Genomic DNA, 23,949 nt, shown 5'->3' on the forward strand with positions numbered 1-23,949 from the left:
GTATAGAAGCGTTTGGTCACGTCGGACCCGCAGATTTGCGATTACTCTTATGCCATGTTCGAAATCCTGACCGGCACGGGATTGTCTGCGGCAGCGGGACTGAATGCGTTCATCCCGATGCTGATTCTTGGCCTGCTGGACCGCTACACGGACCTGGTCCAGCTGCCCGCCGAGTGGGCGTGGCTGGGCAACGGGTGGGTGCTGCTGATTGTGGGCCTGCTGCTGGTGCTGGAGATCGCCGCGGACAAAATCCCGATGGTGGACAGCATCAACGACTGGATCCAGACCGTCATCCGGCCGGCTGCCGGCGGCATCGTCTTCGGCAGCGGGGTGTCCTCGGAAACGGTGACCGTCTCGGACCCGGATGCCTTCTTCGGCGGCGACGCCTGGATCCCCGTGGTCATCGGCATCGTTATCGCGTTTGCCGTCCACCTGGTGAAAATGATGACGCGGCCGGTGCTGAACGCCGCGACCGTCGGCGCAGCCGCGCCGGTGGTCAGCACGGTGGAGGACACGGCGAGCCTGTCGCTCGCCTTAGCTGCCGTACTGTTGCCGGCGCTCGTGATCGTGGTGATTGCCGCCGTCGTACTTGGTTTGTGGTTGCTTTTCCGCAGGTTCCGCCGGCCGGCGGTCAGACGTAGTAGCGTCCCAAGGTCTCGCTTTTGAAGTCGAAGAAGGAACCGTCTTCGATGGCCAGGCGGGCGTCGTCGACCAGTTTCACGGTGAAGCGCTCGTTGTGGATGGAGATCAGGGTGTGGCTGACCATCTCGTTGGCCTTGAACAGGTGGTGGATGTAGGCGCGGGTGTAGTTGGCACAGGCGTAGCAGTCGCAGCCCTCCACCAGCGGCGTGAAGTCCCGCTTGAACTTGGCATTGGAGAGGTTTTTCCGGCCGTCCGGGGTGTAGAAGGCGGAGTTGCGGGCCACCCGGGTGGGGGAGACGCAGTCGAAGGTGTCCGCGCCGTTTTCGATGGCGGTGAAGATGTCGTCGGGTTCGGAAATGCCCAGCAGGTGGCGCGGCTTGTCCTCGGGGAGTTCCTCGTTGCACCAGCGCACGATGGTGCCTAGGTTCTCCTTTTCCAGCGCTCCGCCGATGCCGAAGCCGTCGAAGTTCATGGCGCCGAGATCGCTGCTGGCCTTGCGGCGCAGGTCCTCGTACTGGGCGCCCTGGATGACGCCGAACAGTGCTTGGTACGGCCGGTGCGAACGCTCCTTGGTCAGCCGCTCGTGCTCCACGATGCAGCGCTCGGCCCAGAGCCGGGTCCGCTCCAGGCTCAGTTCCTGGTAGGCGCGGGAGTTCATCAGCGTGGTCAGCTCGTCGAAGGCGAACATGATGTCCGCGCCGAGCTGGTGCTGGACCTGCATGGAGATCTCCGGCGTGAACCGGTGCCGGTCCCCGTTGAGGTGGGACTTGAACCAGACGCCGTCGTCATCCACGTGCGCGAGGCGTTCCTTGCCCGCCGCCACGCGGTCATCGGCGCCGGAACCAGCCCCGGCCTCGGCGGCCGCGTCCATGTTGATGACCTTCTTGAAGCCGGAGCCCAGGCTCATCACCTGGAAGCCGCCCGAATCGGTAAGGGTGGGGCCTGCCCAGTTCATAAACTTCCCCAGGCCGCCGGCCTCGTCCAGGATCTCCGGGCCGGGCTGCAAGTAAAGGTGGTACGCGTTGGCCAGCAGGGCCTGGGCGCCGAGGTCCTTCATGGACTCGGGGAGCACTGCCTTCACCGTGGCCTTGGTTCCGACGGCGATGAAGGCCGGCGTCTGGATCTCGCCATGCGGGGTGGCGATGGTGCCGGTTCGCCCCTTGAATTCACCGCCGTTGGCCTCTACCTGGGCTGCGGTGGGAGGGGCGGTTTCGGACAGGCGTTTGCCTACGGTGAAGGAAAAATCAGATTGCGGCACCTATCCATTTTGCCCTATCCAGCGGGCCGGCCGGTTCCGCCGGGGCCTTGTCTGACTGCTCACAACCTCGGCGGCCGGCGCTGGCTGCGGAAGCACCGGGATCCCGAGGCCTGAGGGTTACAGGTCCCAGACTCAGCGCGCTTGGCGGCTGTTAGCGGACGGGTAGCTCGTCACGGGAGCGGCTGCGGGTGGACAGCGGCTCCGAGGAGGGGAAGTACTGCGTCCGCCAGCCGTCCCATGCCTCCCGGATGGCGGCCAGCGACTTGGCACCCAAGCTGTAGGTGGTAATCAGAACCTGAGTGCCGCCGTCGGGCCTTTCGTCCATGAGTTGGGGCATGGTGGCGAGGATCAGCAGGCCGTCTCCGTACTCGGCATAGGACTGGACCGTCAGCCCGAGCTGCGCTTCCGTGCGGAACCAGACCTTCCCGCTGATCGATTCGCCCGTGCTCAGGGTTGCCTCGTACGGCTCGCCGGGCTCCGGCAGGTCCGACAGGCCCAGGCTCTGCAGGAGGCCGCCTTCGGGCACGGAATCGGCCGAAAAGTACGTGGTCTGCCGCGGCGTATTCGGGTGCCGTTCGAGCATGAAACGCAGCTGCTGCAGGAACGTGGTCCACCCTTCGGTGAGGTCCTTGTCCCAATGCGCCATCTCCGATGCCGGGTCCAGGAGCCCGCGTTCGAGCGTCAGCTGGACGCCGTCCTCTACCGGCTCGATGATGAAAGTATCGCCGTTGCCCAGCGTGAGCTTCTTATGGTCAGGGCTTTCGACGGCGCCGGCGAAGTAGATCTCTTTGATCTCCTCATCGAGACCGTCCAGCTCCCAGCCGTGCCATTGCGCAAGCCGTTTCGGTTCGCGCAGCATCACCCATACCTGCTGGGCGTCTGCGTTGATGTGGACGCTGAGCTTGCGGGGACCAGATTCTGTTTTCACAGCGCTATCCGTCATGAGGCCGACTTTACCCCGGGCCCCTTGGACTGGCCAGAGGTCTGCGCAGGCCGGGGATCAGGGAGCGGTCAGCTTGCCGTTCAGCGCGCGGATGGCCACCAGCTCATTGGCGATGCGGCGGTCCAGCTCGGCCGGCTCGAGGGTCTCGGAGCCGCCATGGGTACGCAGGTACATCAGGGTGGACAGGCGTTCGACGCGCCATTCGTGCTCCGCAGATTGGTCTCCGGAGGCCATGGCCCGGTGGATCTCCGAGTCGTAGAGGTTGGGCTCGTTGAGCTGGCGCTGGCGCACCACGGCGTTCATCTTGGCGCGCAGCGGATCTTCCTCTTCCGCCTCATCCGGGGCGCGCATGGCGTCGCCGAGCCGCTGGGACTCATCGATGTCCCCGGCCTCATGGGTGATGTAGGCGGCGATGGCCAGCGTGGACTGGATCCACTTCCAACGGCCGAAGTTGCCGTCGAAGGGCAGGTCCGTCACCAGGCGGCAGACATTGAGAGCGTTGTCCTCATCCGCCAAGTCGACGAACAGCCGGTGGGCCAGATCCCGCACATCCTGCAGATTGCTGCCGGCCTTGGTGTTCAGTCCCTTGCTCAGGCGGGCGGCGAGGCGCTGGACCCTGATGTCCTTCGGGTGGGCCCGCGCGGTGCCCACGATAACCGCCTCCGGCGTGCCCTCCTCGGCCGGGATCAGCTCAAGATCGCTGTTGGTCAGGACTGTCGGAGCCTTCTGGAAGGGCCGCGTGGAGGCAACCCGGATGCTCGAACCGTGGGCGATGCGGACCTGCGTTCCGTCGGCCAGCTTGGCAATCACCAGCGCCGGCGACCCGAAGTCATCCTTTTCGACGGCGGAGGACACCACCGCGGCCGATTGCTTTCCGCGCCGGCGCAGAAACATATGGCCCGGTTCAACCGCCTCAGCTTTGACATTGTGGACGTATGTCTGTGGCTGTTGCTCGGTCATTGGGTGGTCCTCCAAAGCTCAGGGTCAAACCTCAGTATATGAATTTGTTACCTCGCAAGCCGAAGTTGCGCCACGCCGGTAGCACGTGGCAGCAGCGGGTGGTGCGCCGGAGGCGAAAGCCGGACCTCCGCCGTCGTTATCAGGATGAGGTGCGGTCAGCGGCACCAGCCGGCGTGGGCCAGCGCATGTCGCAGCAGGTTGCCGCGCCCGCCGACGAACTCCGACTGGACCCCCGCGCTCAGCGCGTCGTCCGGCGTCATCCAGGTCAGTTCCAGCGCGTCCTGCCGGGGCTCGCACTCACCCGTGACGGGAATCAGGTAGGCCAGCGCAACGCAGTGCTGGCGGTCATCCGTCATCCCGGTTTCCGACGGCGAGGGGAAGTACTCGGCCACGGTGAAGGGCACGGGGGATGCCGGCAACTGGGGGAACGCCAGCGGCCCAAGATCCTTTTCCAGGTGCCGGATGAGCGCCGCACGGATGGTCTCCCGGTACATCACCCGCCCCGAGACAAAGGTGCGCACCATCTGCCCCTCGTCGGAAGCCTGCAGCAGGAGCCCGACTTCGGTCACATAGCCGAGGGAGTCCAGCCGCACCGGAACGGCCTCCACATAGACCATGGGCAAACGCTGCCGGGCCTCGTAGAGATCCTCTTCGGAGAGCCAGCCTGGATACGGGTCGGGAGTGCGAACATTCATGTACTTGTTGTACCGCACCGCTGATGCACCCGTCACGCGTGACCAGCCGGGAGGCGGCGGGTTTTCCGTAGAGCGTAAGCCGGCGGGGTGTGTTCCGGATGAATCGTTTGGCGTCCGGAGATGCCTGCGCAGGGGCGGGAACCCGGGATCAGGCTTGCTGCGGGGGTGTCTCACGGATCCTGATGGTCCCGCCGCCTGCGCCGCCTGGGCTGCCTGCGCTACGGGAGCCGTCCGGGTCCGTCACGAGGAGGACGCGGCCACCGGCGTCCTCGGTCAGCCGCGCCTGGAACCCAGCCGAGGCCAGCCTGTCGCGCAGAACCTCTAGCCCGCCGTCGTACTCGAAGCCGATGGCGATCCCGGCAACAGTGCCCTGCTGCACCGTGATAATCCCGCCGTTCTTGGCCATGAAGTCTGCCCGACCCACGTCTGTCAGATCCCGGTCTACCTGGCTGGACCCGGTCTGACCGCCATCCCGTGCGGTGGGGCGCCGGCGGGCACCGATATCCGCGAGCACCTTGGCTGCGGCGGGCAGCTCGGTTGTGGTCCACACCGCGGCTACCGTCAGCGAAGGATCCGCGTCATGTGGCTCGGCCGCCTCGTTGGCCCGGTCCACCAGGAACACGGTGCCCTCCGGCGAGGTGACCTTCACGCTGCCGCCGTGGTCCGCAGAGAACGGTTCGGCCCGCGTTCCGGCTTCCTCCGTCCGGCGGCGGAATTCCTCCAGGTCCCGCGCCTCGAAGCCGAGCGAGGTGACGCCGTCGTCGGGCCCTGCGGGCATGGCGTGGACCGCGAGCCGCCCATGGCCGGCGTCGAACTCCATCCAGGTCTCGTAGTCCGCGGTGACGGCGAGCTCGAGCGCGGTCAGCAGGGCCTTGTACTCCTGCATGCGGGAGGTGTAGTGGACGGGGCGGACACGCAGCATTTTTTGTCTCCTCGGTAGCGGCCTCTTCCCAGAGTATGGCGCGGCGGCCGGTTGCGCGGCTAGTGTGTGCGCATGGCCGCCGAACTCCCCGAACTGCTGCTGCCCGACGCCGCCAGCTGGCGCGCCTGGCTGGCGGAGAACCATGGCAGCTCGCCCGGCGTGTGGCTGGTGCTGCACAAGAAGGGCGGAACCGTCACCACGCTCGACTATGCCGGTGCCCTCGAAGAAGCGCTGTGTTTCGGCTGGATCGACGGGCAGGCCAAACGGCGCGACGCCGAGAGTTCCTTCCAGCGGTTCAGCCCGCGGGGCAAACGCAGCATCTGGTCACTGCGCAATGTGGCGCGGATCGAGCAGTTGGAGGCGGCAGGCAAAATGCACGACGCCGGACGCGCGGCTGTCGCGGCGGCGCAGGCCGATGGGCGGTGGGAGAAGGCCTATGCCGGACCGGCGACAGCGGAAGTGCCCGAGGATCTCGCGGCAGCGATCGCGGCCGTGCCTCAGGCGCAGGCCATGTTCGATGTGCTGACCTCGCAGAACCGGTTCGCGCTGATCTTCCGGCTCAGCCAGCTCAAGACGGAGGACGCCCGGCGGAAGAAGATCGCCGGTTTCGTGGAGATGCTGGCCCGGCACGAGGCGCCGTACCCGCAGAAGAAAAAGCCTGCTGATTGATTGAGTGGCGAGAACACGGGCGGCCGAGCGTTGCAGCGCCCCTGTTCTCGCCACTCAATCAGGACGCCGGGAAGGCCACGCCCTCGCCGATCACGCGCAGGAACAGTTCCGAGCCGGGCTTGGCCAGCGTCGCGTTCCAGTGGCGGATGGTGATGGTCTCCCCGCGCTGCCTGTTTCCCTGCGCGTCCCGGGGTCCGTGCAGTTCCAGCCGCACCGTCACTTCCGGGCCGAAGAAGTCCGTCTCCAGCACGGTGCCGCGGATGGGGCCGCCGTCGGAAATGCGGATCTGCTCCGGGCGCAGCATCAGGTGCACCTTCCCTTGGCACGTGGGCCGGCGGACCGGGATGCCGCCAAGGGCGCAGGTGGCCAGGGAGCCCTGCAGCTCCGCGTTGAGGATCACCGCATCGCCCAGGAACTCCGCCGTCTCCCGGTCCGCGGGCCGGGTGTAAACCACAAAGGGGTTGCCGATCTGGGCCAGGACGCCGCGGCGCATCACCGCCACCTGGTCCGCGAAGGAGAGCGCCTCGGCCTGGTCATGGGTGACCAGGATGGTGGTCACCCCGGCTGCCGCGAGAGTGCGGGCCACCGCCTTGCGGGTGGCTACCCGGAGGCCGGCGTCCAGCGCGCTGAACGGTTCGTCCAGCAGCATCAGTTCCGGCTCTCGGGCCAGTGCCCGGGCCAGAGCGACGCGCTGCTGCTGGCCGCCGGAGAGCTCGTCCGGCCGGCGCCCGGCGTACTCCGGTTCCAGCGAGACCATGGCCAGCAGCTCCGCCACCCGGCCTTCCACCGCAGCCCTGGAGCCGAACCGCTTCTTCTCCAGGCCAAAGGCGATATTGCGGCCCACACTAAGGTGCGGGAACAGCGCCCCGTCCTGCGCCACGTAGCCAACGTTCCGCCGGTGCGCGGGAACCAGGCTGCCGCCGTTGGCCACCGCTGCGCCGTCGAGCGTAATGGAGCCGGAGTCGGGCGACTCGAAGCCGGCAATCAGCCGCAGCAGCGTGGTCTTGCCGCTGCCCGAGGGGCCCACGATCGCCGTCGTAATTCCGCGGTGGACGGACAGGCTGACGCCGCGGAGCACGGATGTGTCGCCGAAGGACTTGGTGACTGCGTCGATGACCAGGTGCCTCTCCGGCGCCGGAATGTCCGCGGGGCTCACAGGCTGGTTCCTTTCACAAAAGTCATTGCCCGGCAGCCTTCTGCGACTGGGTGTAGAGCAGGTAGGTCATCGGCAGCGAGAGCAGGATCAGGATCAGCGCGTACGGCGCAGCGCCGGTGTAGTCGATCTCCGAGCTCAGCGCCCAGAAGCGGGTGGCCAGCGTATTCACGCCCGTGGGCGCCAGCAGCAGCGTGGCGGTCAGCTCGTTGGCGATGCCCAGGAAAACCAGGGCGGCCCCGCCGGCTGCAGCGGGGGCGGTCAGGCGCAGGGTCACCCGGAAGAACGTCCTGAACGGCGAACTGCCCAGCGACCGCGCGGCTTCTTCGAGCTCCTGCGGCGCCTGCGCCAGCCCGGCCCGCAGGTTCACCAGCGCCCGCGGCAGGAACAGCAGCACGTAGGCGGCGATGACCAGCGGCACCGTTTGATACAGCGGCCGCGCGAAGTTGATCGCCACGGTGATAAAGGCCAGCGCCACCACAATGCCGGGCAGCGAGGACGTGATGTAGTTGGTGCTCTCCAGCATCTTGGTGAACCAGCCCGGATACCGCACGGCGAGCCAGGCCACGGGGAAGGCCAGCACCACGGTCAGCAGGGCACCGGCCACGCCGAAACCGAGGGTCTGCAGCAGCGTCTCGCCGATCACGGGAAGATTCCAGATTTCGGCCCCGCCGGCCACCAGCCAGCGCAGGATGTTGCCCAGCGGCACCCCGAGTGCCAGCACCGCCAGGGCCAGCACACCAACGACGGCGGCAACCCGGTACCGTCCGAGCGGCAAGGCGGGCGGGCGGCTGGCCACCCCGGAACCCAGGCGGGCGTAGCGGGCGTTGCCGCGCAGGCGGGATTCGGCGAGCAGCATCAGCAGGCAGATGAAGACCAGCACGCTGGCGAGCATGTTGGCCGCCGCGCCGTTGAAGGTGGACTGGTACTGCTCCATGATCGCCGTGGTGAAGGTGGGGAACCGAATCATCGAAAACGCCCCGAATTCGGCCAGCAGGTGCAGGCCCACCAGCAGCGCGCCGCCGGTGATCGGCAGCCAGAGCTGGGGCAGGATCACGCGGAAGAAAGTGCGCCAGCGCCCCAGCCCGAGCGACGCTGCGGACTGCTCGAGCGCGGGATCCATCCGGCGCAGGGCCGCGGCCGCGGGAATGTAGACCAGCGGGTAGTAGGAGAGCACCGAAATCAGCGTGCCGCCGCCAACCCCGCCCAGCGACGGAATGGTGCTCACCCAGGCGTAGCTATTGACGAAAGCGGGCACGGCCAGCGGCGCGGCGAGCACCAGGGACCAGAACCTCGCGCCGGGCAGCTGCGTCCGCTCCACCAGCCAGGCCGCCGCAATGCCGATCACGATGCACAGCGGCACCGTCGCCAGCACCAGCGCCACGGTGTTGAACAGCAGCTCGCCAACGCGGGGCCGGAAGATCAGCTCGGCCGCCGTTTCCCAGCCGGTGGCCACCGTCATCACGATGACAAACCCCAGCGGCACCAGGGTCGCCAGCGAAATAACGACGGCGGCCGCTACCGTTCCGTACGGCGGTCGCGCACGGCTGCGCCTGCGCTGAAGGGCACGTCGGATCGGAGACGGCGGGCCGGGTAACTGAGGACCGGACGGAACGGTGTCGGCTGGCACAGTGCCGGATTGAACGGCGCCGGACGCAGCCGTGGCTATAGGCAGAGCATCGGTCGCCGTCGGTAAGTCCGGCCGAGCCAACAGGGGCAGTCCATCCGAAACGTCAACAGACGGCGCACCGGTAGCCGGGACCGCAGGGGCCCGGCTACCGGTGGACGTTCGTGGATGAACCGACATGGGCAGTTCTACAACAGGCCGGCATCCGTCATGAGCTCGACAACCTTCTGGCTGTTCAGCTTGGCGGCGTCGACGGAGGGAGCTTCGAGCTCCTCGAGGGGTACAAGTCCTTCGCGCGGGGTGACATTCTTGCCCACGGGGTATTCGTAGTCGCTGCCGGCAGCCAGAGATTCCTGGCCCTCCTTGGAGGTGATGAATTCAAGGAACTGCATCGCCTCTTCCGGGTGCTTGGAGGACTTCAGGACGCCGCCGCCGGAGACGCTGACGAAGGCACCCGGGTCCTGGTTCTTGAAGTAGTGCGGGGCGACGTTGCCGGAGTTTTCGGCCGTCTCGGCCTGGTCCGCCGTGTAGTAGTAGTGGTAGATGACAGCGCCGTCGACCTCTCCGGTGTTGACGGCCTTCATGGCAGCGCCGTTCTTCGGGTAGGCCTTGGCGTTCTCCTTCATGGCCTTGAGCCATTCGGCAGTGGCCTCTTCGCCTTCGAGCTCCAGCATGGCAGAGACGATGGCCTGGAAGTCCGCTCCGCCCGGAGCCGCTCCCCACTTGCCGGCCCACTTGTCATCGGCCAGATCCATGATCGACGCCGGCAGGTCGGCTTCCTTCACGGCGTCCTTGTTGTACACAAAGACCGTGGACCGTGCCGCGACGCCGGACCACTTGTTCGACGACGGCCGGTACTGTTCGGGCACGTTCTCCTGGACGGTGGAGGAGATGTCGGCGAAGAGCCCGGCGTTTTCCACCTGGGTCATGGCCGGGGAGTTCTCGGTGATGAAGACATCGGCGGGGGAGGCCTCACCCTCTGCGATGATCTGGTTGCTCATCTCGGTGTCCTTGCCCTGGCGGACGTTGACCTTGATGCCGGTCTCGGCCTCGAACGCGTCCACCCAGGCCTGGGTCATCGACTCGTGCTGCGCGTTGTAGACAGTGATTTCACCGGCTGCGGCGGCGGAGCCTTCGGGAGCCGGCGAGGTCGAGCCGGAGCCACAGGCGGACAGGGTCAGTGCAGCGGCGGCGACGATGGCGGCTGCGGAAAGCTGCGGGAAGCGGATCTTCATGGAGAACCTTTCAGGAAAATGGGGACCGGGATGCGGTCCCCACCGCAGTGCCCGGTAAAAGCTTAGGTTAGCCTTAGCTGACCTGTGCTCGTCATTGTGGCAGAAGTCGAACGAAATAAGCAACAGCCATGTGACTTATTGTCGAATCATGACGACGACGCCGGATATCATGCGACGGCGGCGGCGGCCTCGAGCGTCATCCAGGCTTGGAGCTGGGTGGAAAGCTGCACGCGGCTGCCCGGGGGATAGGTGGTCTTGGCCGGCAGGACGGGATCCTTGGAAAACACCAGCACTTCCCACGTGCGGTGGTTCTCCAGCCGGCGCCCGGACCAGAACGCCGCGGCGGTGTTGGCTACCAGCATGCGCGCCTGCTCCCGGGTATCTGCGGGCAGCCGCTCCGAGTTGGCCGCAACGGCCAGGTAGCGCGCCAGGATCCCGGTGAACAGTCCGCCGTCGCCGTCGCCGTGGGTGCGCAGCACGGGCAGGCCGTCATGTTCGGCGGTGAGCCCGGCGGCCACCGCCTTGATCAGGTCCGCGGCACGCTGCAGGTCCGCCTCCCGGCCCACGTCCAGCAGCGCCGCCAGCACCGGGCCTTGGTTGTAGCTGTAGATGTCCGGCACCAGCACCGGCTCGCCGCCCACGATGCGCAGCCCGTCCTGGTACAGCCCGGAATCGACGCCGTAAAGCTTGTCATCCAGCCAGTCCAGCAGGGCCGCCGCACGGTCCGTCTGGCCGATGCGGGCAAAGTGGAGGGCGGCCGGCGCCGTGGCGGGGGTGTTCTTGAAATCGCGCGCGGTGTTCCAGAACAACCCGCCGCCCAGGTCCGCGGTATGGGCTGATTCCAGCGCCGGCAGCAGGGCGCGGGCAGCGGCCCGGTTGCGGAACCGCGGCTTGCCCGTCGCGGCGGCCAGCGCGTCCAGGCGCCCGACGGCCAGCGCCAGCCAGGCCATGTCGTCATAGTAGGAGTTGGTGAACCGGAAGCAGTTGCGCCACTTGATGCTGCGCAGCAGACGCGCACCGAGCTGGCCGGCGCTGACGCCGAACCCGCCGTCGTAGTGCTGCTGGCGTTCGAGCTCGCGCCAGCCCGCATCCACCAGGCAGTCCAGATAGTGCGCCTGCCACCAGTAGTGCCACGGCCCGACCAGCGGCAGATAGCTCTGCCGGGGCCTGGCCACCCCACCGAGATGGGTGAACGGGAGGCCCAACAGGCGCTGGCCGAAGTGCCGGACCACAGCGACGGCGGCCTCGTCCGCCCGGCCCGAGGCGAACGTGGGCCGGGGCGGTTGTTCACCGGGAAGCTTGCTGGACTCTGCGACCATCTGACCAGCGTAACTGTCCCGGTCCGGGTATTCACAGGGACGTTATGTCCGGTCGGCAGCCGTCCGAATGCGCTGTGCGCCGGACCACACTAGGCTGGCGGAAAGGATTCATTTCAGGAGGTTCATGTGGAGATTTCCAATTCCGTTGCGCTGGTGACCGGGGGTGCGTCCGGCCTGGGGGCTGCCACCGCCCGCCGACTGTACGACGCCGGTGCCTCCGTGGTGCTCGTCGACCTGCCGGGAGCCGCGGGGGCCGAGTACGCGGCGGAACTGGGGGAGCGCGCTGTCTTCGCGCCAGCCGATGTGACCAGCGAGGAAGATGTGCAGGCGGCGGTTGAGGCGGCCGTTTCGCTCGGCCCGCTGCGCGTCGTCGTCAATTGTGCCGGAGTTGCCACCCCGGGCAAGGTGCTGGGGCGCGGCGGCGTGCTCCCGCTGGAGAACTTCAGCAAGGTGGTGCAGATCAACCTCATCGGGACCTTCAACGTGATTCGTCTGGCCGTCGCCGCCATGGTCGACACGGAGCCGGTCAGCACCGACCTGGGCGGGCCCGAACGCGGCGTCATCATCAACACCGCGTCCGTGGCTGCCTTCGACGGGCAGGTCGGCCAGCCCGCGTACGCCGCTTCCAAGGGGGCCGTGGCCGCCATGACGCTGCCGATCGCCCGCGAACTGGCGCGCTCGCTGATCCGCGTGGTCACCATTGCCCCGGGCATCTTCGAGACGCCGATGATGGCCGGGCTGCCGCAGGAGGCGCAGGATTCGCTCGGGCAGCAGGTGCCGCATCCGTCCCGGCTGGGCCGGCCCGGCGAATACGCGAATCTGGCCGCGCACATCATCGACAATGCCATGCTTAACGGGGAGGTCATCCGGCTGGACGGCGCCATCCGGATGGCGCCGCGCTAATGCCGGGCACGGAGAATATTGTGAATAGTGCGAACATGGCGGACCTGCCGCCGCCGGACTTCTACGGGTTCGAGTCCCTGCTCAGCGACCGGGAGCGGCTGAAGCTGGCCCAGCTGCGCGAGTTCCTGGCCGCCGAGGTGGAACCGCATGCGGTGGACTGGTGGAACCGCGGCCGCTTTCCGGTGGAGCTGCTGCCGGGGCTGGCCGGGCTGGAGCTGAGCACACCGGTCCAGCAGGGCTACAGCCACCTGTTCGCCGGGCTGGTCATCGCGGAAATGACCCGAGCCGACACGTCCATCGCCACTTTCTTCATGGTCCACCACGATCTGTTTGTGCAGGCGCTGTACGAGTTCGGCAGCACGGAGCAGAAGGCCCGCCTGCTCGAGGACGCCCTGGCCCTGCGTATCACCGGTGCCTTCGCGCTGACCGAACCGGAGCACGGATCCGACGTGGCCGGCGGCATGGCGACCACTGCGCGGCGCGAAGGTGACCAATGGATCCTCAACGGGGCGAAGCGGTGGATCGGCAACGGCACGTTCTGCGACTACATGCTGGTCTGGGCGCGGGACGAAGACGCGAACCAGGTGCGCGGCTTCATTGTGGATTCGAAGCTGGAGGGGTTCCGGGCGGAGCGGATCGGCAACAAAATCTCCCTGCGTACGGTGCAGAACGCGGACATCATCCTGGACAACGTCCGCGTGGCGGAAGCGGACCGGTTTGCCGGGATCAGCAGCTTCGACGACACCAAGCATCTGCTGCGGGGCTCGCGCATCATGGTGGGCTGGCAGGCGGTCGGCCAGCAGCTCGCGGCCTACGAGGTGGCCCGGCGGTATGCGCTGGAACGCGAGCAGTTCGGCCGCCCGATCGCCGGTTTCCAGCTGATCCAGGACCAGCTGGTGCGGATGCTCGGAAATGCCACGGCGTCGCTGGGCATGCTGGCCCGGGTCGCCCAGCTGCAGGAGGAAGTCCATACCGGCCCGCAGGGCACCCGGCACAGCGGGGCCGACATGGCGCAGGCCGCGCTGGCCAAGTCCTACACCTCGGCGCGGATGCGCGAGACCGTCTCGCTTGGCCGGTCCATTCTGGGCGGCAACGGGATTGTGACCGATTACCTGATGGCCAAGATCTTTTCGGATGCCGAAGCGATCTACACCTATGAGGGTTCGTACGAGATCAACAGCCTGATTGTGGGCCGGGCCGTGACAGGGATTTCCGCGATCGTCTGAGCGGCCTAAAAGCCGGCAGCCTGTTCAGGCCGGCAGCTTCTCTCCGGCGGTGACGGCGAAGGGCAGCTGGTTCACGCCCACCGGCGCCGGGCATACTGCGTACTCGGTGAAGGCAAACGGGTAGTTCTGCGCGCGGTTGAAATCCAGGAGCACGGTTCCGTCCAGCGCAGGCGGCGGCATGTCGAGGAAGCGCCAGGCTGCCGTACCAAGTCCATTGGTCGCGTCGTGGAAGGTCACCCGCAGCGCACCCGTGCGCGGTTCGAACTCGGCTTGCAGCCGGTAGCTTGAGCCCTGGTAGTTGAAGGTGATCCCGCCGGCCAACACCGCGGTCAGCGAGGTATCGCTGCGGGCCGTGGAGATGCGCACAACCTGGGGCGAGAGGTGCGGAACATAGCTGCCCTTGATGATCCAGTTCGGATCGAAGTCGAAGACCGGCACGCCACTGAAATTCTGCTGTGCAGGGGTGGAGGCGGCGCGGGTGCGGATCAGATAGCGGCCGTCGCGCCTGGCCAGCTCCACCGTCACCTCTTCCGTGCGGCCGGACCAGCGCACCCACATCGTCTGGCTGCGCTCGGCCACCGCCTTGGTGAGGATCCCGCGGACCGGTGTGCCGCCGTCGTACGTCACGAAGCCATCCGAGGCACCGGCGTTCAGACTCGCCATCCGGAGGTCCGCGCTCCACAGCCCGGGGACAAGGTCGACGGCGGACGGCTTGGCGGCGAGCCACTGGAACGAGGTGAGGGTCAGCAGCCCGAAGTCTTCGGCCAAAGCGTCGTTGCGCTTTCTGTGCCAGGCATCGAACTCGGCTTCGGCCGTAGTGATCTCGTTTTCCAGGCTGGTCAAGGCACTCCTTGGGGCTGGCTGGGGCGGTCACCGCCCACCCGGGGCTGTATCAGCACAGTCTGCCTCGGGGGCCGCTGCAAGACAAGCCGCACCGGGAGGTCCAGGGGAGGTTACCGGAGGCAGCGCTGGGCGCTAGCCTAGGATCCATGATCACTTCCGTGCACACGCTGATCTACTCCGACGATCCAGCGGCTACCCGGGCGTTCCTGCGCGACGTACTGCAGTGGCCCTCGATTCCCGACGCCGGCTCGGGCGAGGACTGGCTGATTTTCAAGACCGGTCCGAGCGAGCTGGGCGTGCACCCGACCAGCGGCGTCTGGGAAGGCGAGGAATTTTCCGCCCCGCGCCACCACCAGATCGCCCTGATGTGCGACGATCTGGCGGCCACCATGTCCGAACTGGAAAGCCGCGGCGCGGACTTCAGCGGGGAAGCAACGGACATGGGCTTCGGCACCGGCGCGATGCTGCGGGTGCCCGGCGCCGACGACATTCTGCTGTACCAGCCCTCGCACCTGCCCGCGTTCAATCTGTAGGGCCGGTTGATGGCACAGGAGGGTTTTCATGCCTGAAGGGGATCTCGATTCCAGGCTCCGCGCGGATGTCCGGCGCGTTAGCACGCTGCTGGGGCAATCGCTGGTGCGCCAGCACGGCCCGGAGCTGCTGGAGCTGGTGGAGCAGGTGCGGCTGCTGACCAAGGAGTCCAAGGAGGCGGCCCGCGGTGGCGGGGAGGCCAGCGGTCCCTGGACGGCGCGGGACGTGGCGGACCAGGTGCGGGAATTGCTGGCGGGACTGCCCACCGTCCAGGCGACGCAGTTGGTGCGGGCCTTCGCCTTCTACTTCCATCTGGCCAATGCCGCCGAGCAGGTCCACCGCGTCCGGACCCTGCGGACCCGGCCGGAACAGGACGGCTGGCTGGCCAAGGCGGTGGCGGACGTGGCCACGAAGGCGGGCCCGGCGGTGCTGCAGGAGGCCGTGGACGCGCTGGATGTACGGCCGGTCTTCACTGCCCACCCCACCGAAGCATCGCGCCGTTCGGTGCTGGATAAGCTGCGCAAGCTCTCCGACGTGCTGGCGGTGCGGACGGCCGAGGACAGCGTGGCCAGGCGGCGGCAGGACCGCAGGCTGGCGGAAATTATCGACCAGATGTGGCAGACGGACGAGCTGCGGCAGGTGCGGCCTAGCCCGGTGGATGAGGCCCGCAACGCCCTCTACTACCTCGACAACATTTTCCGCGGCGCGGTCCCGGAACTGTTGGCCGAACTGGCGGAGCTGCTGGACGGCCACGGCGCCGCCCTGTCCGCCGAGCGCTCGCCGCTGCGGTTCGGCAGCTGGATCGGCGGCGACCGGGACGGCAACCCGAACGTCACCGCGGACGTAACGCGGGAGATCCTCGCCCTGCAGAACCAGCACGCCGTGCGGATCGGAATCGAGCAGATTGACGAGCTGATCTCCGTGTTGTCCAACTCCACTGCGCTCGCCGAAGCGGAGCCGGAGCTGCTGGAATCCATTCAGCAGGACCTGGAAAAGCTGCCCGGGCTGGATAAGCGCGTGCTCGTGCTCAATGCCCAGGAGCCGTACAGGCTGAAGCTCACGTGCATCAAGGCGAAATTGATGAACACGTCCGCCCGCGTCCGGAACGGCACCGCGCACCAGCCCGGGCGGGACTACTCCTCCGCCACGCAGGTGCTGGATGAGCTGGGGCTGCTGGAACGATCGCTGCGTGCCCACGGGTCCTCGCTGGCGGCGGATGGAGCGCTGGCGGGGGTGCGCCGGATCATGTCCGCCGTCGGCCTGAACCTGGCCACGCTGGATATCCGCGAGCATGCCGAGCGGCACCACGCCGTCGTCGGTGTGTTGATGGACAGGCTGGGCGAACTGCCCGGGCCGTACGCGGACCTGGACAGGGCCGAGCGCCAGGCCTTGCTGTCGAAGGAGCTTGCCTCCCGCCGTCCGCTGGCGCCGGTGCCGGCCCCGCTGGCAGGCGAGGAAGCCAAGACGTACGCGGTGTTCGGCGAAATCCAGCGGGCTTTGGAGACCTACGGCTCGAACGTCGTGGAGACCTACATCGTGTCCATGACCCGCGGTCCCGACGACGTGCTGGCCGCCGTGGTGCTGGCGCGGGAAGCCGGCCTGTTGCGGCTGCACGGCGGGGACGCGTTTGCGCGCATCGGCTTCGCACCGCTGCTGGAAACAGTGGAGGAGCTGCGCCGGTCCGAGCGGATTCTGGACGGGCTGCTGGCGGATCCGCAGTACCGCGAGATTGTCCGGCTCCGCGGCGACGTGCAGGAAGTCATGCTCGGCTACTCGGATTCGAACAAGGAATCCGGCGTGCTGACCAGCCTCTGGGAAATCCACCAGACGCAGCGGGTCCTGCGCGACGTAGCCGCCAAACACGGTGTCCGGCTGCGGCTTTTCCACGGCCGCGGGGGATCCGTGGGCCGTGGCGGAGGGCCTACCTATGACGCCATCCTGGCCCAGCCGAACGGCGTGCTGGAAGGCGAAATCAAGTTCACCGAGCAGGGCGAAGTCATTTCGGACAAGTACTCGCTGCAGACGCTGGCACGGGAGAACCTGGAACTGGCGCTGGCGGCTGTGCTCGAAGGCTCTGCCCTGCACCGGGAGCCGCGCACCTCCGCCAGCGAACGCCAACGCTACGGGAAGGTGATGGAGACCGTTTCCGACGCGTCCTTCCGCTGCTACCGGGAGCTCATTGAGGATCCGGACCTGCCGGAGTATTTCTTCACCTCGACGCCCGTAGAACAGCTGGGCTCCCTGAAGATCGGCTCACGTCCTTCCATGCGGCCGGATTCGGGCGCCGGACTGGAAGGGCTGCGGGCCATCCCGTGGGTCTTCGGCTGGACCCAGTCACGGCAGATCGTGCCCGGCTGGTACGGCGTCGGTTCGGGGCTGAAGGCCGCGCGCGAGGCCGGTCATGGGGAGATGCTGCAGGAGATGGCGGACCGGTGGCACTTTTTCCAGACCGTGGTCTCCAATGTGGAAATGACGCTGGTCAAGACGGACCTGGACATCGCCGCGCATTATGTGGCCACGCTGGTGCCTGCCCGGTTGCAGCACCTGTTCGATCGGATCCGCGAGGAGTTCGAGCTCACGGTGGCCGAGGTCCGGCGCCTCACCGGCGAAGTGCGGTTGCTGGACAACCAGCCGGTGCTCAAAAAGTCGTTGGAAGTGCGGGACCAGTATCTGGATCCGATCTCCTACATGCAGGTGGAGCTGCTGCGCCGGATGCGCGAGAACGGGACCTCGGGCGGGGAACCGGATGAAAGCCTGCAGCGGGCCATGCTGATCACGGTCAACGGCGTGGCGGCGGGTCTGCGCAACACCGGCTGAGGCGGGCTGGGCGTCGCTTCCGGCCAGTGGAATCCGATTGTTGCCACGGCCACGGCTGCTGGTCCACGGTGGGAGCATGACCAAGCTCCTGCCTGCCGCCAACCAGTACGGCCACGACGTCTCCGGTGCCATTGCTGCAAATCCCGACGGCGTGATCGCCCTGGAACCGGTCCTCGCCCGGATCTGGGAGCTGGCAGCGCCCTTGCTGGCCGTCCGCGACAACGACGCGCACACGCTGTACGCCTTCGGCCTTGCCCGCGCCTTGCTGGACGTGCGCCCGGAGGCGGATGCCGACGTCGTTCTTCCGGCGATCATGCTGCACGACATCGGCTGGTCGCAGGTGCCCCCGGACGAGGTGCTCTCCGCAATCGCCCCGGGCGGTGGGCGGCCGGATCTGGTGCTGCTGCATGAGAAGGAAGGTGCCCGCCTGGCGGCGGATATTCTGGCCGAGGTCGGCTACGACGCGGCCAAAGCTCCCGCGATCCTGAAGATCATCGACGGGCACGACTCGCGGCGCGAGGCACTCTCGGTCGAGGACGCCATTGTGAAGGATTCGGATAAGACCTGGCGGTTGACCCCGCACGGGATAGACACCGTGATGGACTGGTTTGGCCTGGAGCGGGAGCAGGCCGTGCGGCTGTGCAGCCAGCGGGTCCACGGCCACCTGTTCACCGAGGAAGCGAAAGCCATGGCGCGGGCATTCTCGGCGCTGGAGTCGGTGACCCTGTGGCCGCAGCGGCGTGCCTTGCTGGCGGAGGACTAGACTCGGTTTCGGCTGGCGGCAGGTGCCGGGCCGGGAGCGGCCGGATGAGGAGGCAGCGATGGCGGGCGGGAGCCGCGATGCGGGACGATCCGTGACCTCCAGGGTGCTTGCCATCCTTGAGGCCTTCGAAAAGGCCCGCGGATCGCTCAGCCTTACGGAGATTTCCGAGGGATCCGGGTTGCCCCTCAGCACCACCCACCGGCTGGTCGCCGAACTGGCCGACTGGGGATTCCTCTCGCGCGGAGCCAACGGCCGCTACCAGCTGGGGATCCGGCTGTGGGAGCTGGCGCAGAACGCCGGACGGCAGCTGCGCGAGGCCGCGCGGCCTTTCGTCCAGGAACTGTTCTCCCTCACCGGTGAAACATCCCAGCTCGCGGTCCGCGAGGGGCACGAGGTGCTCTATATCGAGCGCATCTACGGAACTAAGCGCGTCCCGCGCGCCTCCCGGGTCGGCGGGCGGCTACCGATGCATGCCACCGCCGTCGGCAAGGTGATCCTGGCCTTCGAGGAGGAGTGGGTGCGCATCGCCTACCTGAACCGCGAGCTGGAACGGCCAACGGCCCATACGCATATCCACGCCGGCCGGCTGGCGAAGGAACTCGACACCATCCGTGAGCAGGGCTTTGCCACCACGCTGGAGGAAGTCCGGCTTGGATCCTGCTCGATCGCCGTTCCGGTCTTCCACACCGGCGTCATCGGTGCCGGACTGGGGCTGGTGCTGCCGACGGCGCAGGCGGCCACCATGAACCGGCACCTGCCTGTGCTCAAAGGAGTCTCGGTGCAGATCGAGCGCGCCACGGCCCACATCCCGCTCGAAACGCTGCTGGGCAGCCACCGCAAATAGCCGCAGCCTGCACGGCTCCAGGGAAGCCAGGACGCCGTCGTCGTTCTATTCAGTTTCTACTCAGTGGAAGTACGTGATGTGCACCACGGGGTGATGTGGACAACACTGGTGTGAACGAACCCGTTGGACGGTCCAGCAGCCGCCAACGGGAACCAACCCCAAGGAGAACAGATGTCACCCTCGACGGAAACGGCGGCCCGCTGCCCGTTCGGCCACGGAGCCGAGGCGCCTGCCGGGCACCACGGCTACGAACCGTTCCAGATGAAGGATCCATTCCCCGCCTACGCGGAACTGCGGGCCGAGCAGCCGGTCATGTTCGACGAGCGCATCGGCTACTACGTAGTTTCCCGCTACGACGACATCAAGGCAGTTTTCGAGGACTGGGAGACCTTCTCCAGCGAAAACGCGCAGGCCCCGGTCCGCGAGCGCGGCCCGGCCGCCAAGAAGATCATGGAAGAGGGCGGCTTCACCGCGTACTCGGGACTCTCCGCCCGCCGCCCGCCGGAGCACACCCGGATCCGCTCGGTAGTCCAGAAGGCCTTCACGCCCCGCCGCTACAAGGCGCTGGAGCCCTTCATCCGCCAGAACGTGGTGGACCTGGTGGAGAAGATGCTGGCGCGGCCCGAGCGCACCGGCGACCTGGTCAAGGATCTGGCCTACGACGTCCCGACGATCACCATCCTCACGTTGATCGGTGCCGATGTCAGCCAGGTGGATCAGTTCAAGCGCTGGAGCGATTCCCGTGCGGCGATGACCTGGGGCGACCTGAGCGATGACCAGCAGATCCCGCATGCGCACAACCTGGTGGAGTACTGGCAGGAATGCCTGCGCCTGGTCCGCGTGGCCCATGAGGAGGGCGGCGACAACCTCACCGGCGACCTGGTGCGTGCGCAGAACGACGGCGCGGAGATCTCCGACCACGAGATCGCGTCAGTCCTCTACAGCCTGCTTTTCGCCGGCCACGAAACCACCACCACGCTGATCGCCAATTCACTGCGCGTGCTGCTGGCCCGCCCGGAACAGTGGGCGGTACTGGTCGAGGAGCCGAAGAAGATCCCCGGCGCCATCGACGAAGTCCTGCGCTATGCCGGCTCGATTGTCGGCTGGCGGCGCAAGGCGCTCAAAGACACCGAGGTCGGCGGGGTGAAGATCGAAGAAGGCGGACAGCTGCTGTTGCTGATGGGCTCGGCGAACCGCGAAGAGGGCAAGTTCGAGAACGGCGAAGATTTCGACATCTCCCGCCCCAACGCCCGCGAGCACCTGTCCTTCGGCTTCGGCATCCACTACTGCCTGGGCAACATGCTGGCCAAACTGCAGGCCAAGATCGCCCTCGAGGAAGTCGCCCGGCTTGCCCCGAACCTGAAACTGCAGGACCCCGAGGACATCGCGTTCCGCGAAAACCTGTCCTTCCGGGTCCCCGAAACCGTTCCAGTCAGCTGGGAGGCATAAGCACATGGAAAGCAACGAGTACATCCAGTTCTTCGACGGCGGCCTCGAGCCGAAGCTCGAAACGCTCGGCGGCAAGGGCGCATCCCTGGTCACGATGACCGCTGCCGGCATGCCGGTTCCGCCCGGGTTCGTGGTCACTACCGCCGAATTTGATGCGTTTATGGCAGAAGCCGGCATCACCCGGCACATCAACGAACTGCTGGGGGGCCTCGATCCCGAAGACGTGGCCCAGGTGGACAAGGTCTCCGCGGCTATCCGCGAGGACATCTGCTCCCGGCCTGTTCCCGAGGCCATCCGGGCCATGACCATCCAGGCTTACGAATCCCTGATGTCCCGGTTCGAGACGCCGGTCCCGGTGGCTGTGCGCTCCAGCGCCACGGCCGAGGACCTGCCGGACGCCTCGTTTGCAGGCCAGCAGGACACCTATCTGTGGCTGGAAGGCATCAAAGCCGTCACCGAGCACATCCGCCAGTGCTGGGCCTCGCTCTACACCTCGCGCGCCATCATCTACCGGCTGAAGAACAACATTCCCGACGAGGGACTGTCCATGGCCGTGGTGGTGCAGAAGATGGTCAACTCCAAGGTCTCCGGCGTTGCCATCACCATGGACCCGGCCAACGGGGACCGCTCCAAGATCACCATCGACTCTTCCTACGGTGTCGGCGAAATGGTGGTCTCGGGCCAGGTCACCCCGGACAACATCGTGCTGGACAAGGTGACGCTTGCGCTCGTGTCCGAACACCTGGGCGACAAGCACGCGGAACTCGTTCCCGACAGCACCGCACGCGCCCTCGTGGAACGGGAGGTCGATGCCGAGCGCCGCGCCCGCCGCAGCCTGAACGATGAGGAAGCCAAGGCCGTGGCACAGATGGCCAAACGGGCCGAGAAGCACTACAAGTGCCCGCAGGACGTGGAATGGGCCCTGGATGCGGACCTGCCCGACGGCGAGAATCTGCTGCTGCTTCAGTCCCGCCCCGAAACGGTACATTCCTCCAAGCCGGCGGTTCCCACAGCCACCAGCACCGGCGGATACGCCGCAGCCTTCGGCGCCACCGGGACCAAGGCTGTTTCCACCACCGGCTCCACCCCGGTAGCGGGCTCTGCACCAGTTGCCGGTTTCGCCACCAGCTCCACCCGCTCCACCGGCACCGCCAGCAGCGCCTTCAGCCTCGGCAGCATCACCGCTTCGCTGCTCAAACCCTCGGTCTGAAACCCGCCGTTATCGACCCACAGGCTCACCGCCGAGCCACCATCGAAAGGTCCGTCATGTCCATGAAGTCTTTCCCGAAGCCCTCTGAGCTGCCGGTGCCTGCCGGCGCCGAGGGGTGGGAGCAGATTTACCCGTATTATCTGGTGTTCCAGGACAAGCTGAAGGAGCAGGAGGACGCGAAGTTCTGGTTCTGTGACAGCCAGCATTGGCCTACCGTTTTCAAGCCGTTCGAAACCATTGGCGGGGAGTTCGCGGTCAAGTGCCTGGGCCAGTACAACGCCCGGCACCTGATGATTCCCAACGCCAACGGCATCGAGTTCCGTGTGCATCTGGGCTACCTGTACATGTCCCCGATCCCGGTTCCCGAGGACCAGATCGCGGCCCGGGTCCCGCATTTCGAGCAGCGGGTGGGTCACTACTTCCAGAACTGGGAGGAGCTGCTGCGGCAGTGGCACGTGAAGGTCCGCGGCACCATTGACGAGATGGAGACGCTGTCCTACAACAAGCTGCCGGACATGGTCCCGATGGACGACATCACCACCGGCAAGGCGATGGACGGCTCCGAGGTCCTGCTGGAGAACTACGACCGCCTGATCCAGCTGGCCTACCAGAACTGGCAGTACCACTTCGAGTTCCTGAACCTGGGCTACATCGCCTACCTGGACTTCTTCAACTTCTGCAAGGAAGTCTTCCCCAACATCCCGGACCAGTCCATCGCGACCATGGTCCAGGGCGTGGACATGGAGCTGTTCCGGCCGGACGATGAGCTCAAGAAACTCGCCAAACTGGCCGTGGAGCTTCACTTGGAGTCCGCCTTCGGCAATACGGACGACGTCGATGCCACCTTGGGTGCCATTGCTGCGGCACCGGGCGGGGAGCGTTGGATTGCCCAGTACGAAGGCGCGAAGGATCCGTGGTTCAACTTCACCGTGGGCAACGGTTTCTACGGGCACGACAAGTACTGGTACGAGCACCAGGAGATCCCGCTGGGCTACATTGCCGATTACATCCGCCGGCTCGGCGAGGGCCAGAACATCATGCGGCCGACCGAGGAACTGATCGTGGAGAAGGACCGCATCGTCGAGGAGTACCGGGACCTGCTTGAAGGTGAAACCCAGGCCCTCTTCGACGCCAAGCGCCAGCTCGCCGCCACCGCCTACCCGTACGTGGAAAACCACAACTTCTACATTGAGCACTGGACCATGGGCGTGTTCTGGCGCAAGATCCGCGAACTGTCGCGGATGATGCACGCCGAGGGCTTCTGGACCGAACCCGATGACCTGCTCTACCTGAACCGCAACGAGGTCCGCGACGCACTGTTCGACCTGGTCACCGGCTGGGGTGTGGGCGCCGAGCCGATCGGCCCCACCTACTGGCCGGAGGAGATCGAACGCCGCCGCGGCATTGTCGATGCGCTCAAGACCGCCCGTCCACAGCCGGCGCTGAACACGCCGCCGGAGTCCATCACCGAACCGTTCACCCGGATGCTCTGGGGCATCACCACCGAGCAGGTCCAGCAGTGGCTGGGCGCGGGCGAGGAAGTCGAGGGCGGCGGACTGCGCGGCATGGCGGCCTCACCCGGCGTCGTCGAGGGCTTTGCCCGCGTCGTGACGGACTCGGATCAGCTCTCCGAGGTCCAGCAGGGCGAGATCCTGGTGGCCACCGTGACTTCGCCGTCCTGGGGCCCGATCTTCGGCAAGATCAAGGCCACCGTGACGGATATCGGCGGCATGATGAGCCACGCCGCCATTGTCTGCCGCGAGTACGGGCTGCCGGCGGTCACCGGAACGGGCAGCGGCTCGACCACCATCAAGACCGGGCAGCTGCTGCGGGTCGACGGTACCAAGGGCATCGTCCAGATTCTGGATAACGAGGAACCTGAACCCCTCGTGACCGGTCCCGGTGCTCACAGCCACAGCCACGCCTGAGTACCTCCACCC

21 protein-coding genes are annotated in these 23,949 nt (G+C 66.8%); 11 read left to right on the forward strand and 10 right to left on the reverse strand.

The window, feature by feature from the left end:
* Positions 1 to 12: 12 nt before the first annotated feature.
* The gene (locus tag B0G38_RS11515; protein ID WP_413542057.1) at positions 13 to 666 is read left to right on the forward strand and encodes a DUF4126 domain-containing protein; all 654 of its coding nucleotides are present in this window, start codon (positions 13 to 15) and stop codon (positions 664 to 666) included.
* On the opposite strand, the gene tgt is transcribed toward B0G38_RS11515, so the two are convergent.
* The 5 genes from tgt to B0G38_RS11540 form a co-directional block, all read right to left on the reverse strand.
* A complete protein-coding gene (gene tgt / locus B0G38_RS11520) occupies positions 632 to 1,900 on the reverse strand; it encodes a tRNA guanosine(34) transglycosylase Tgt (RefSeq protein WP_264669583.1) in 1,269 nt (422 codons plus the stop codon). The genes B0G38_RS11515 and tgt overlap by 35 nt on opposite strands.
* 151 nt (positions 1,901 to 2,051) lie before the next feature.
* Positions 2,052 to 2,828, reverse strand: a complete 777-nt coding sequence (locus B0G38_RS11525) for an SRPBCC family protein (protein ID WP_319801243.1) — start codon at positions 2,826 to 2,828, stop codon at positions 2,052 to 2,054.
* Between the two features lie 72 nt (positions 2,829 to 2,900).
* Positions 2,901 to 3,803, reverse strand: coding sequence for a DUF6707 family protein (locus B0G38_RS11530; protein WP_169992847.1), 903 nt, complete (start codon positions 3,801 to 3,803; stop codon positions 2,901 to 2,903).
* Between the two features lie 155 nt (positions 3,804 to 3,958).
* Positions 3,959 to 4,498, reverse strand: a complete 540-nt coding sequence (locus tag B0G38_RS11535; RefSeq protein ID WP_264669655.1) for an NUDIX hydrolase family protein — start codon at positions 4,496 to 4,498, stop codon at positions 3,959 to 3,961.
* A gap of 148 nt (positions 4,499 to 4,646) precedes the next feature.
* Positions 4,647 to 5,420 (reverse strand): VOC family protein, encoded by a 774-nt coding sequence (locus B0G38_RS11540; RefSeq protein ID WP_264669584.1) that lies wholly within the window; start codon positions 5,418 to 5,420, stop codon positions 4,647 to 4,649.
* A gap of 72 nt (positions 5,421 to 5,492) precedes the next feature.
* Here B0G38_RS11540 and B0G38_RS11545 point away from each other — a divergent pair, with 72 nt between their 5' ends.
* Positions 5,493 to 6,089, forward strand: coding sequence for a YdeI/OmpD-associated family protein (locus B0G38_RS11545; RefSeq protein ID WP_264669585.1), 597 nt, complete (start codon positions 5,493 to 5,495; stop codon positions 6,087 to 6,089).
* A gap of 58 nt (positions 6,090 to 6,147) precedes the next feature.
* On the opposite strand, the gene B0G38_RS11550 is transcribed toward B0G38_RS11545, so the two are convergent.
* From B0G38_RS11550 to B0G38_RS11565, 4 genes are all read right to left on the reverse strand, one after another.
* Positions 6,148 to 7,245, reverse strand: a complete 1,098-nt coding sequence (locus B0G38_RS11550; protein ID WP_264669586.1) for an ABC transporter ATP-binding protein — start codon at positions 7,243 to 7,245, stop codon at positions 6,148 to 6,150.
* Between the two features lie 22 nt (positions 7,246 to 7,267).
* Positions 7,268 to 8,704, reverse strand: a complete 1,437-nt coding sequence (locus B0G38_RS11555; protein ID WP_413542059.1) for an ABC transporter permease — start codon at positions 8,702 to 8,704, stop codon at positions 7,268 to 7,270.
* A 353-nt stretch (positions 8,705 to 9,057) separates the two neighbouring features.
* Complete coding sequence (locus B0G38_RS11560; protein ID WP_264669587.1) at positions 9,058 to 10,104, reverse strand: iron ABC transporter substrate-binding protein; 1,047 nt, start codon at positions 10,102 to 10,104, stop codon at positions 9,058 to 9,060.
* A 167-nt stretch (positions 10,105 to 10,271) separates the two neighbouring features.
* Positions 10,272 to 11,423 carry a glycoside hydrolase family 76 protein gene (locus B0G38_RS11565; protein ID WP_264669588.1) on the reverse strand — a complete coding sequence of 384 codons (1,152 nt, stop codon included), beginning with the start codon at positions 11,421 to 11,423 and terminating at the stop codon, positions 10,272 to 10,274.
* Between the two features lie 126 nt (positions 11,424 to 11,549).
* Between B0G38_RS11565 and B0G38_RS11570 the strand changes: the two genes are divergently transcribed.
* Together B0G38_RS11570 and B0G38_RS11575 are read left to right on the forward strand one after the other, a co-directional pair.
* Complete coding sequence (locus tag B0G38_RS11570) at positions 11,550 to 12,326, forward strand: 3-hydroxyacyl-CoA dehydrogenase (RefSeq protein ID WP_264669589.1); 777 nt, start codon at positions 11,550 to 11,552, stop codon at positions 12,324 to 12,326.
* Positions 12,326 to 13,552, forward strand: coding sequence for an acyl-CoA dehydrogenase family protein (locus B0G38_RS11575; protein WP_413542058.1), 1,227 nt, complete (start codon positions 12,326 to 12,328; stop codon positions 13,550 to 13,552). Before B0G38_RS11570 ends, B0G38_RS11575 begins: the two co-directional genes overlap by 1 nt.
* 24 nt (positions 13,553 to 13,576) lie before the next feature.
* On the opposite strand, the gene B0G38_RS11580 is transcribed toward B0G38_RS11575, so the two are convergent.
* Positions 13,577 to 14,395 carry a DUF1684 domain-containing protein gene (locus tag B0G38_RS11580; RefSeq protein ID WP_264669590.1) on the reverse strand — a complete coding sequence of 273 codons (819 nt, stop codon included), beginning with the start codon at positions 14,393 to 14,395 and terminating at the stop codon, positions 13,577 to 13,579.
* Positions 14,396 to 14,541: 146 nt separating this feature from the next.
* Between B0G38_RS11580 and B0G38_RS11585 the strand changes: the two genes are divergently transcribed.
* From B0G38_RS11585 to B0G38_RS11615, 7 genes are all read left to right on the forward strand, one after another.
* Positions 14,542 to 14,928, forward strand: coding sequence for a VOC family protein (locus B0G38_RS11585; protein WP_264669591.1), 387 nt, complete (start codon positions 14,542 to 14,544; stop codon positions 14,926 to 14,928).
* 28 nt (positions 14,929 to 14,956) lie between these two features.
* A complete protein-coding gene (gene ppc / locus B0G38_RS11590) occupies positions 14,957 to 17,743 on the forward strand; it encodes a phosphoenolpyruvate carboxylase (protein ID WP_264669592.1) in 2,787 nt (928 codons plus the stop codon).
* Positions 17,744 to 17,819: 76 nt separating this feature from the next.
* Complete coding sequence (locus B0G38_RS11595) at positions 17,820 to 18,506, forward strand: HD domain-containing protein (RefSeq protein WP_264669593.1); 687 nt, start codon at positions 17,820 to 17,822, stop codon at positions 18,504 to 18,506.
* A gap of 58 nt (positions 18,507 to 18,564) precedes the next feature.
* Entirely contained in the window at positions 18,565 to 19,350 is a 786-nt protein-coding gene (locus B0G38_RS11600; protein ID WP_264669594.1) for an IclR family transcriptional regulator, read from the forward strand.
* A 171-nt stretch (positions 19,351 to 19,521) separates the two neighbouring features.
* Complete coding sequence (locus B0G38_RS11605) at positions 19,522 to 20,799, forward strand: cytochrome P450 (RefSeq protein WP_264669595.1); 1,278 nt, start codon at positions 19,522 to 19,524, stop codon at positions 20,797 to 20,799.
* Positions 20,800 to 20,803: 4 nt separating this feature from the next.
* Entirely contained in the window at positions 20,804 to 22,009 is a 1,206-nt protein-coding gene (locus B0G38_RS11610; RefSeq protein WP_264669596.1) for a PEP/pyruvate-binding domain-containing protein, read from the forward strand.
* Between the two features lie 56 nt (positions 22,010 to 22,065).
* Complete coding sequence (locus B0G38_RS11615) at positions 22,066 to 23,937, forward strand: PEP-utilizing enzyme (protein ID WP_264669597.1); 1,872 nt, start codon at positions 22,066 to 22,068, stop codon at positions 23,935 to 23,937.
* The last annotated feature ends 12 nt before the right edge of the window (positions 23,938 to 23,949 follow it).

The organism is Crystallibacter permensis, from assembly GCF_025960875.1.
GTDB classification, from domain to species: Bacteria; Actinomycetota; Actinomycetes; order Actinomycetales; family Micrococcaceae; genus Crystallibacter; species Crystallibacter permensis.

Excerpts from the sequence above, each read along its gene's own strand:
- B0G38_RS11595 (WP_264669593.1), top strand. The coding sequence starts at position 17,820 with ATGACCAAGCTCCTGCCTGCCGCCAACCAGTACGGCCACGACGTCTCC.
- B0G38_RS11605 (WP_264669595.1), top strand. The coding sequence starts at position 19,522 with ATGTCACCCTCGACGGAAACGGCGGCCCGCTGCCCGTTCGGCCACGGA.
- B0G38_RS11560 (WP_264669587.1), bottom strand. The coding sequence starts at position 10,104 with ATGAAGATCCGCTTCCCGCAGCTTTCCGCAGCCGCCATCGTCGCCGCC.
- B0G38_RS11615 (WP_264669597.1), top strand. The coding sequence starts at position 22,066 with ATGTCCATGAAGTCTTTCCCGAAGCCCTCTGAGCTGCCGGTGCCTGCC.
- B0G38_RS11555 (WP_413542059.1), bottom strand. The coding sequence starts at position 8,704 with ATGACGGTGGCCACCGGCTGGGAAACGGCGGCCGAGCTGATCTTCCGG.
- B0G38_RS11545 (WP_264669585.1), top strand. The coding sequence starts at position 5,493 with ATGGCCGCCGAACTCCCCGAACTGCTGCTGCCCGACGCCGCCAGCTGG.
- B0G38_RS11610 (WP_264669596.1), top strand. The coding sequence starts at position 20,804 with ATGGAAAGCAACGAGTACATCCAGTTCTTCGACGGCGGCCTCGAGCCG.
- B0G38_RS11565 (WP_264669588.1), bottom strand. The coding sequence starts at position 11,423 with ATGGTCGCAGAGTCCAGCAAGCTTCCCGGTGAACAACCGCCCCGGCCC.
- B0G38_RS11540 (WP_264669584.1), bottom strand. The coding sequence starts at position 5,420 with ATGCTGCGTGTCCGCCCCGTCCACTACACCTCCCGCATGCAGGAGTAC.
- B0G38_RS11600 (WP_264669594.1), top strand. The coding sequence starts at position 18,565 with ATGGCGGGCGGGAGCCGCGATGCGGGACGATCCGTGACCTCCAGGGTG.
- B0G38_RS11535 (WP_264669655.1), bottom strand. The coding sequence starts at position 4,498 with ATGAATGTTCGCACTCCCGACCCGTATCCAGGCTGGCTCTCCGAAGAG.
- B0G38_RS11575 (WP_413542058.1), top strand. The coding sequence starts at position 12,326 with ATGCCGGGCACGGAGAATATTGTGAATAGTGCGAACATGGCGGACCTG.
- ppc (WP_264669592.1), top strand. The coding sequence starts at position 14,957 with ATGCCTGAAGGGGATCTCGATTCCAGGCTCCGCGCGGATGTCCGGCGC.
- B0G38_RS11530 (WP_169992847.1), bottom strand. The coding sequence starts at position 3,803 with ATGACCGAGCAACAGCCACAGACATACGTCCACAATGTCAAAGCTGAG.
- B0G38_RS11585 (WP_264669591.1), top strand. The coding sequence starts at position 14,542 with ATGATCACTTCCGTGCACACGCTGATCTACTCCGACGATCCAGCGGCT.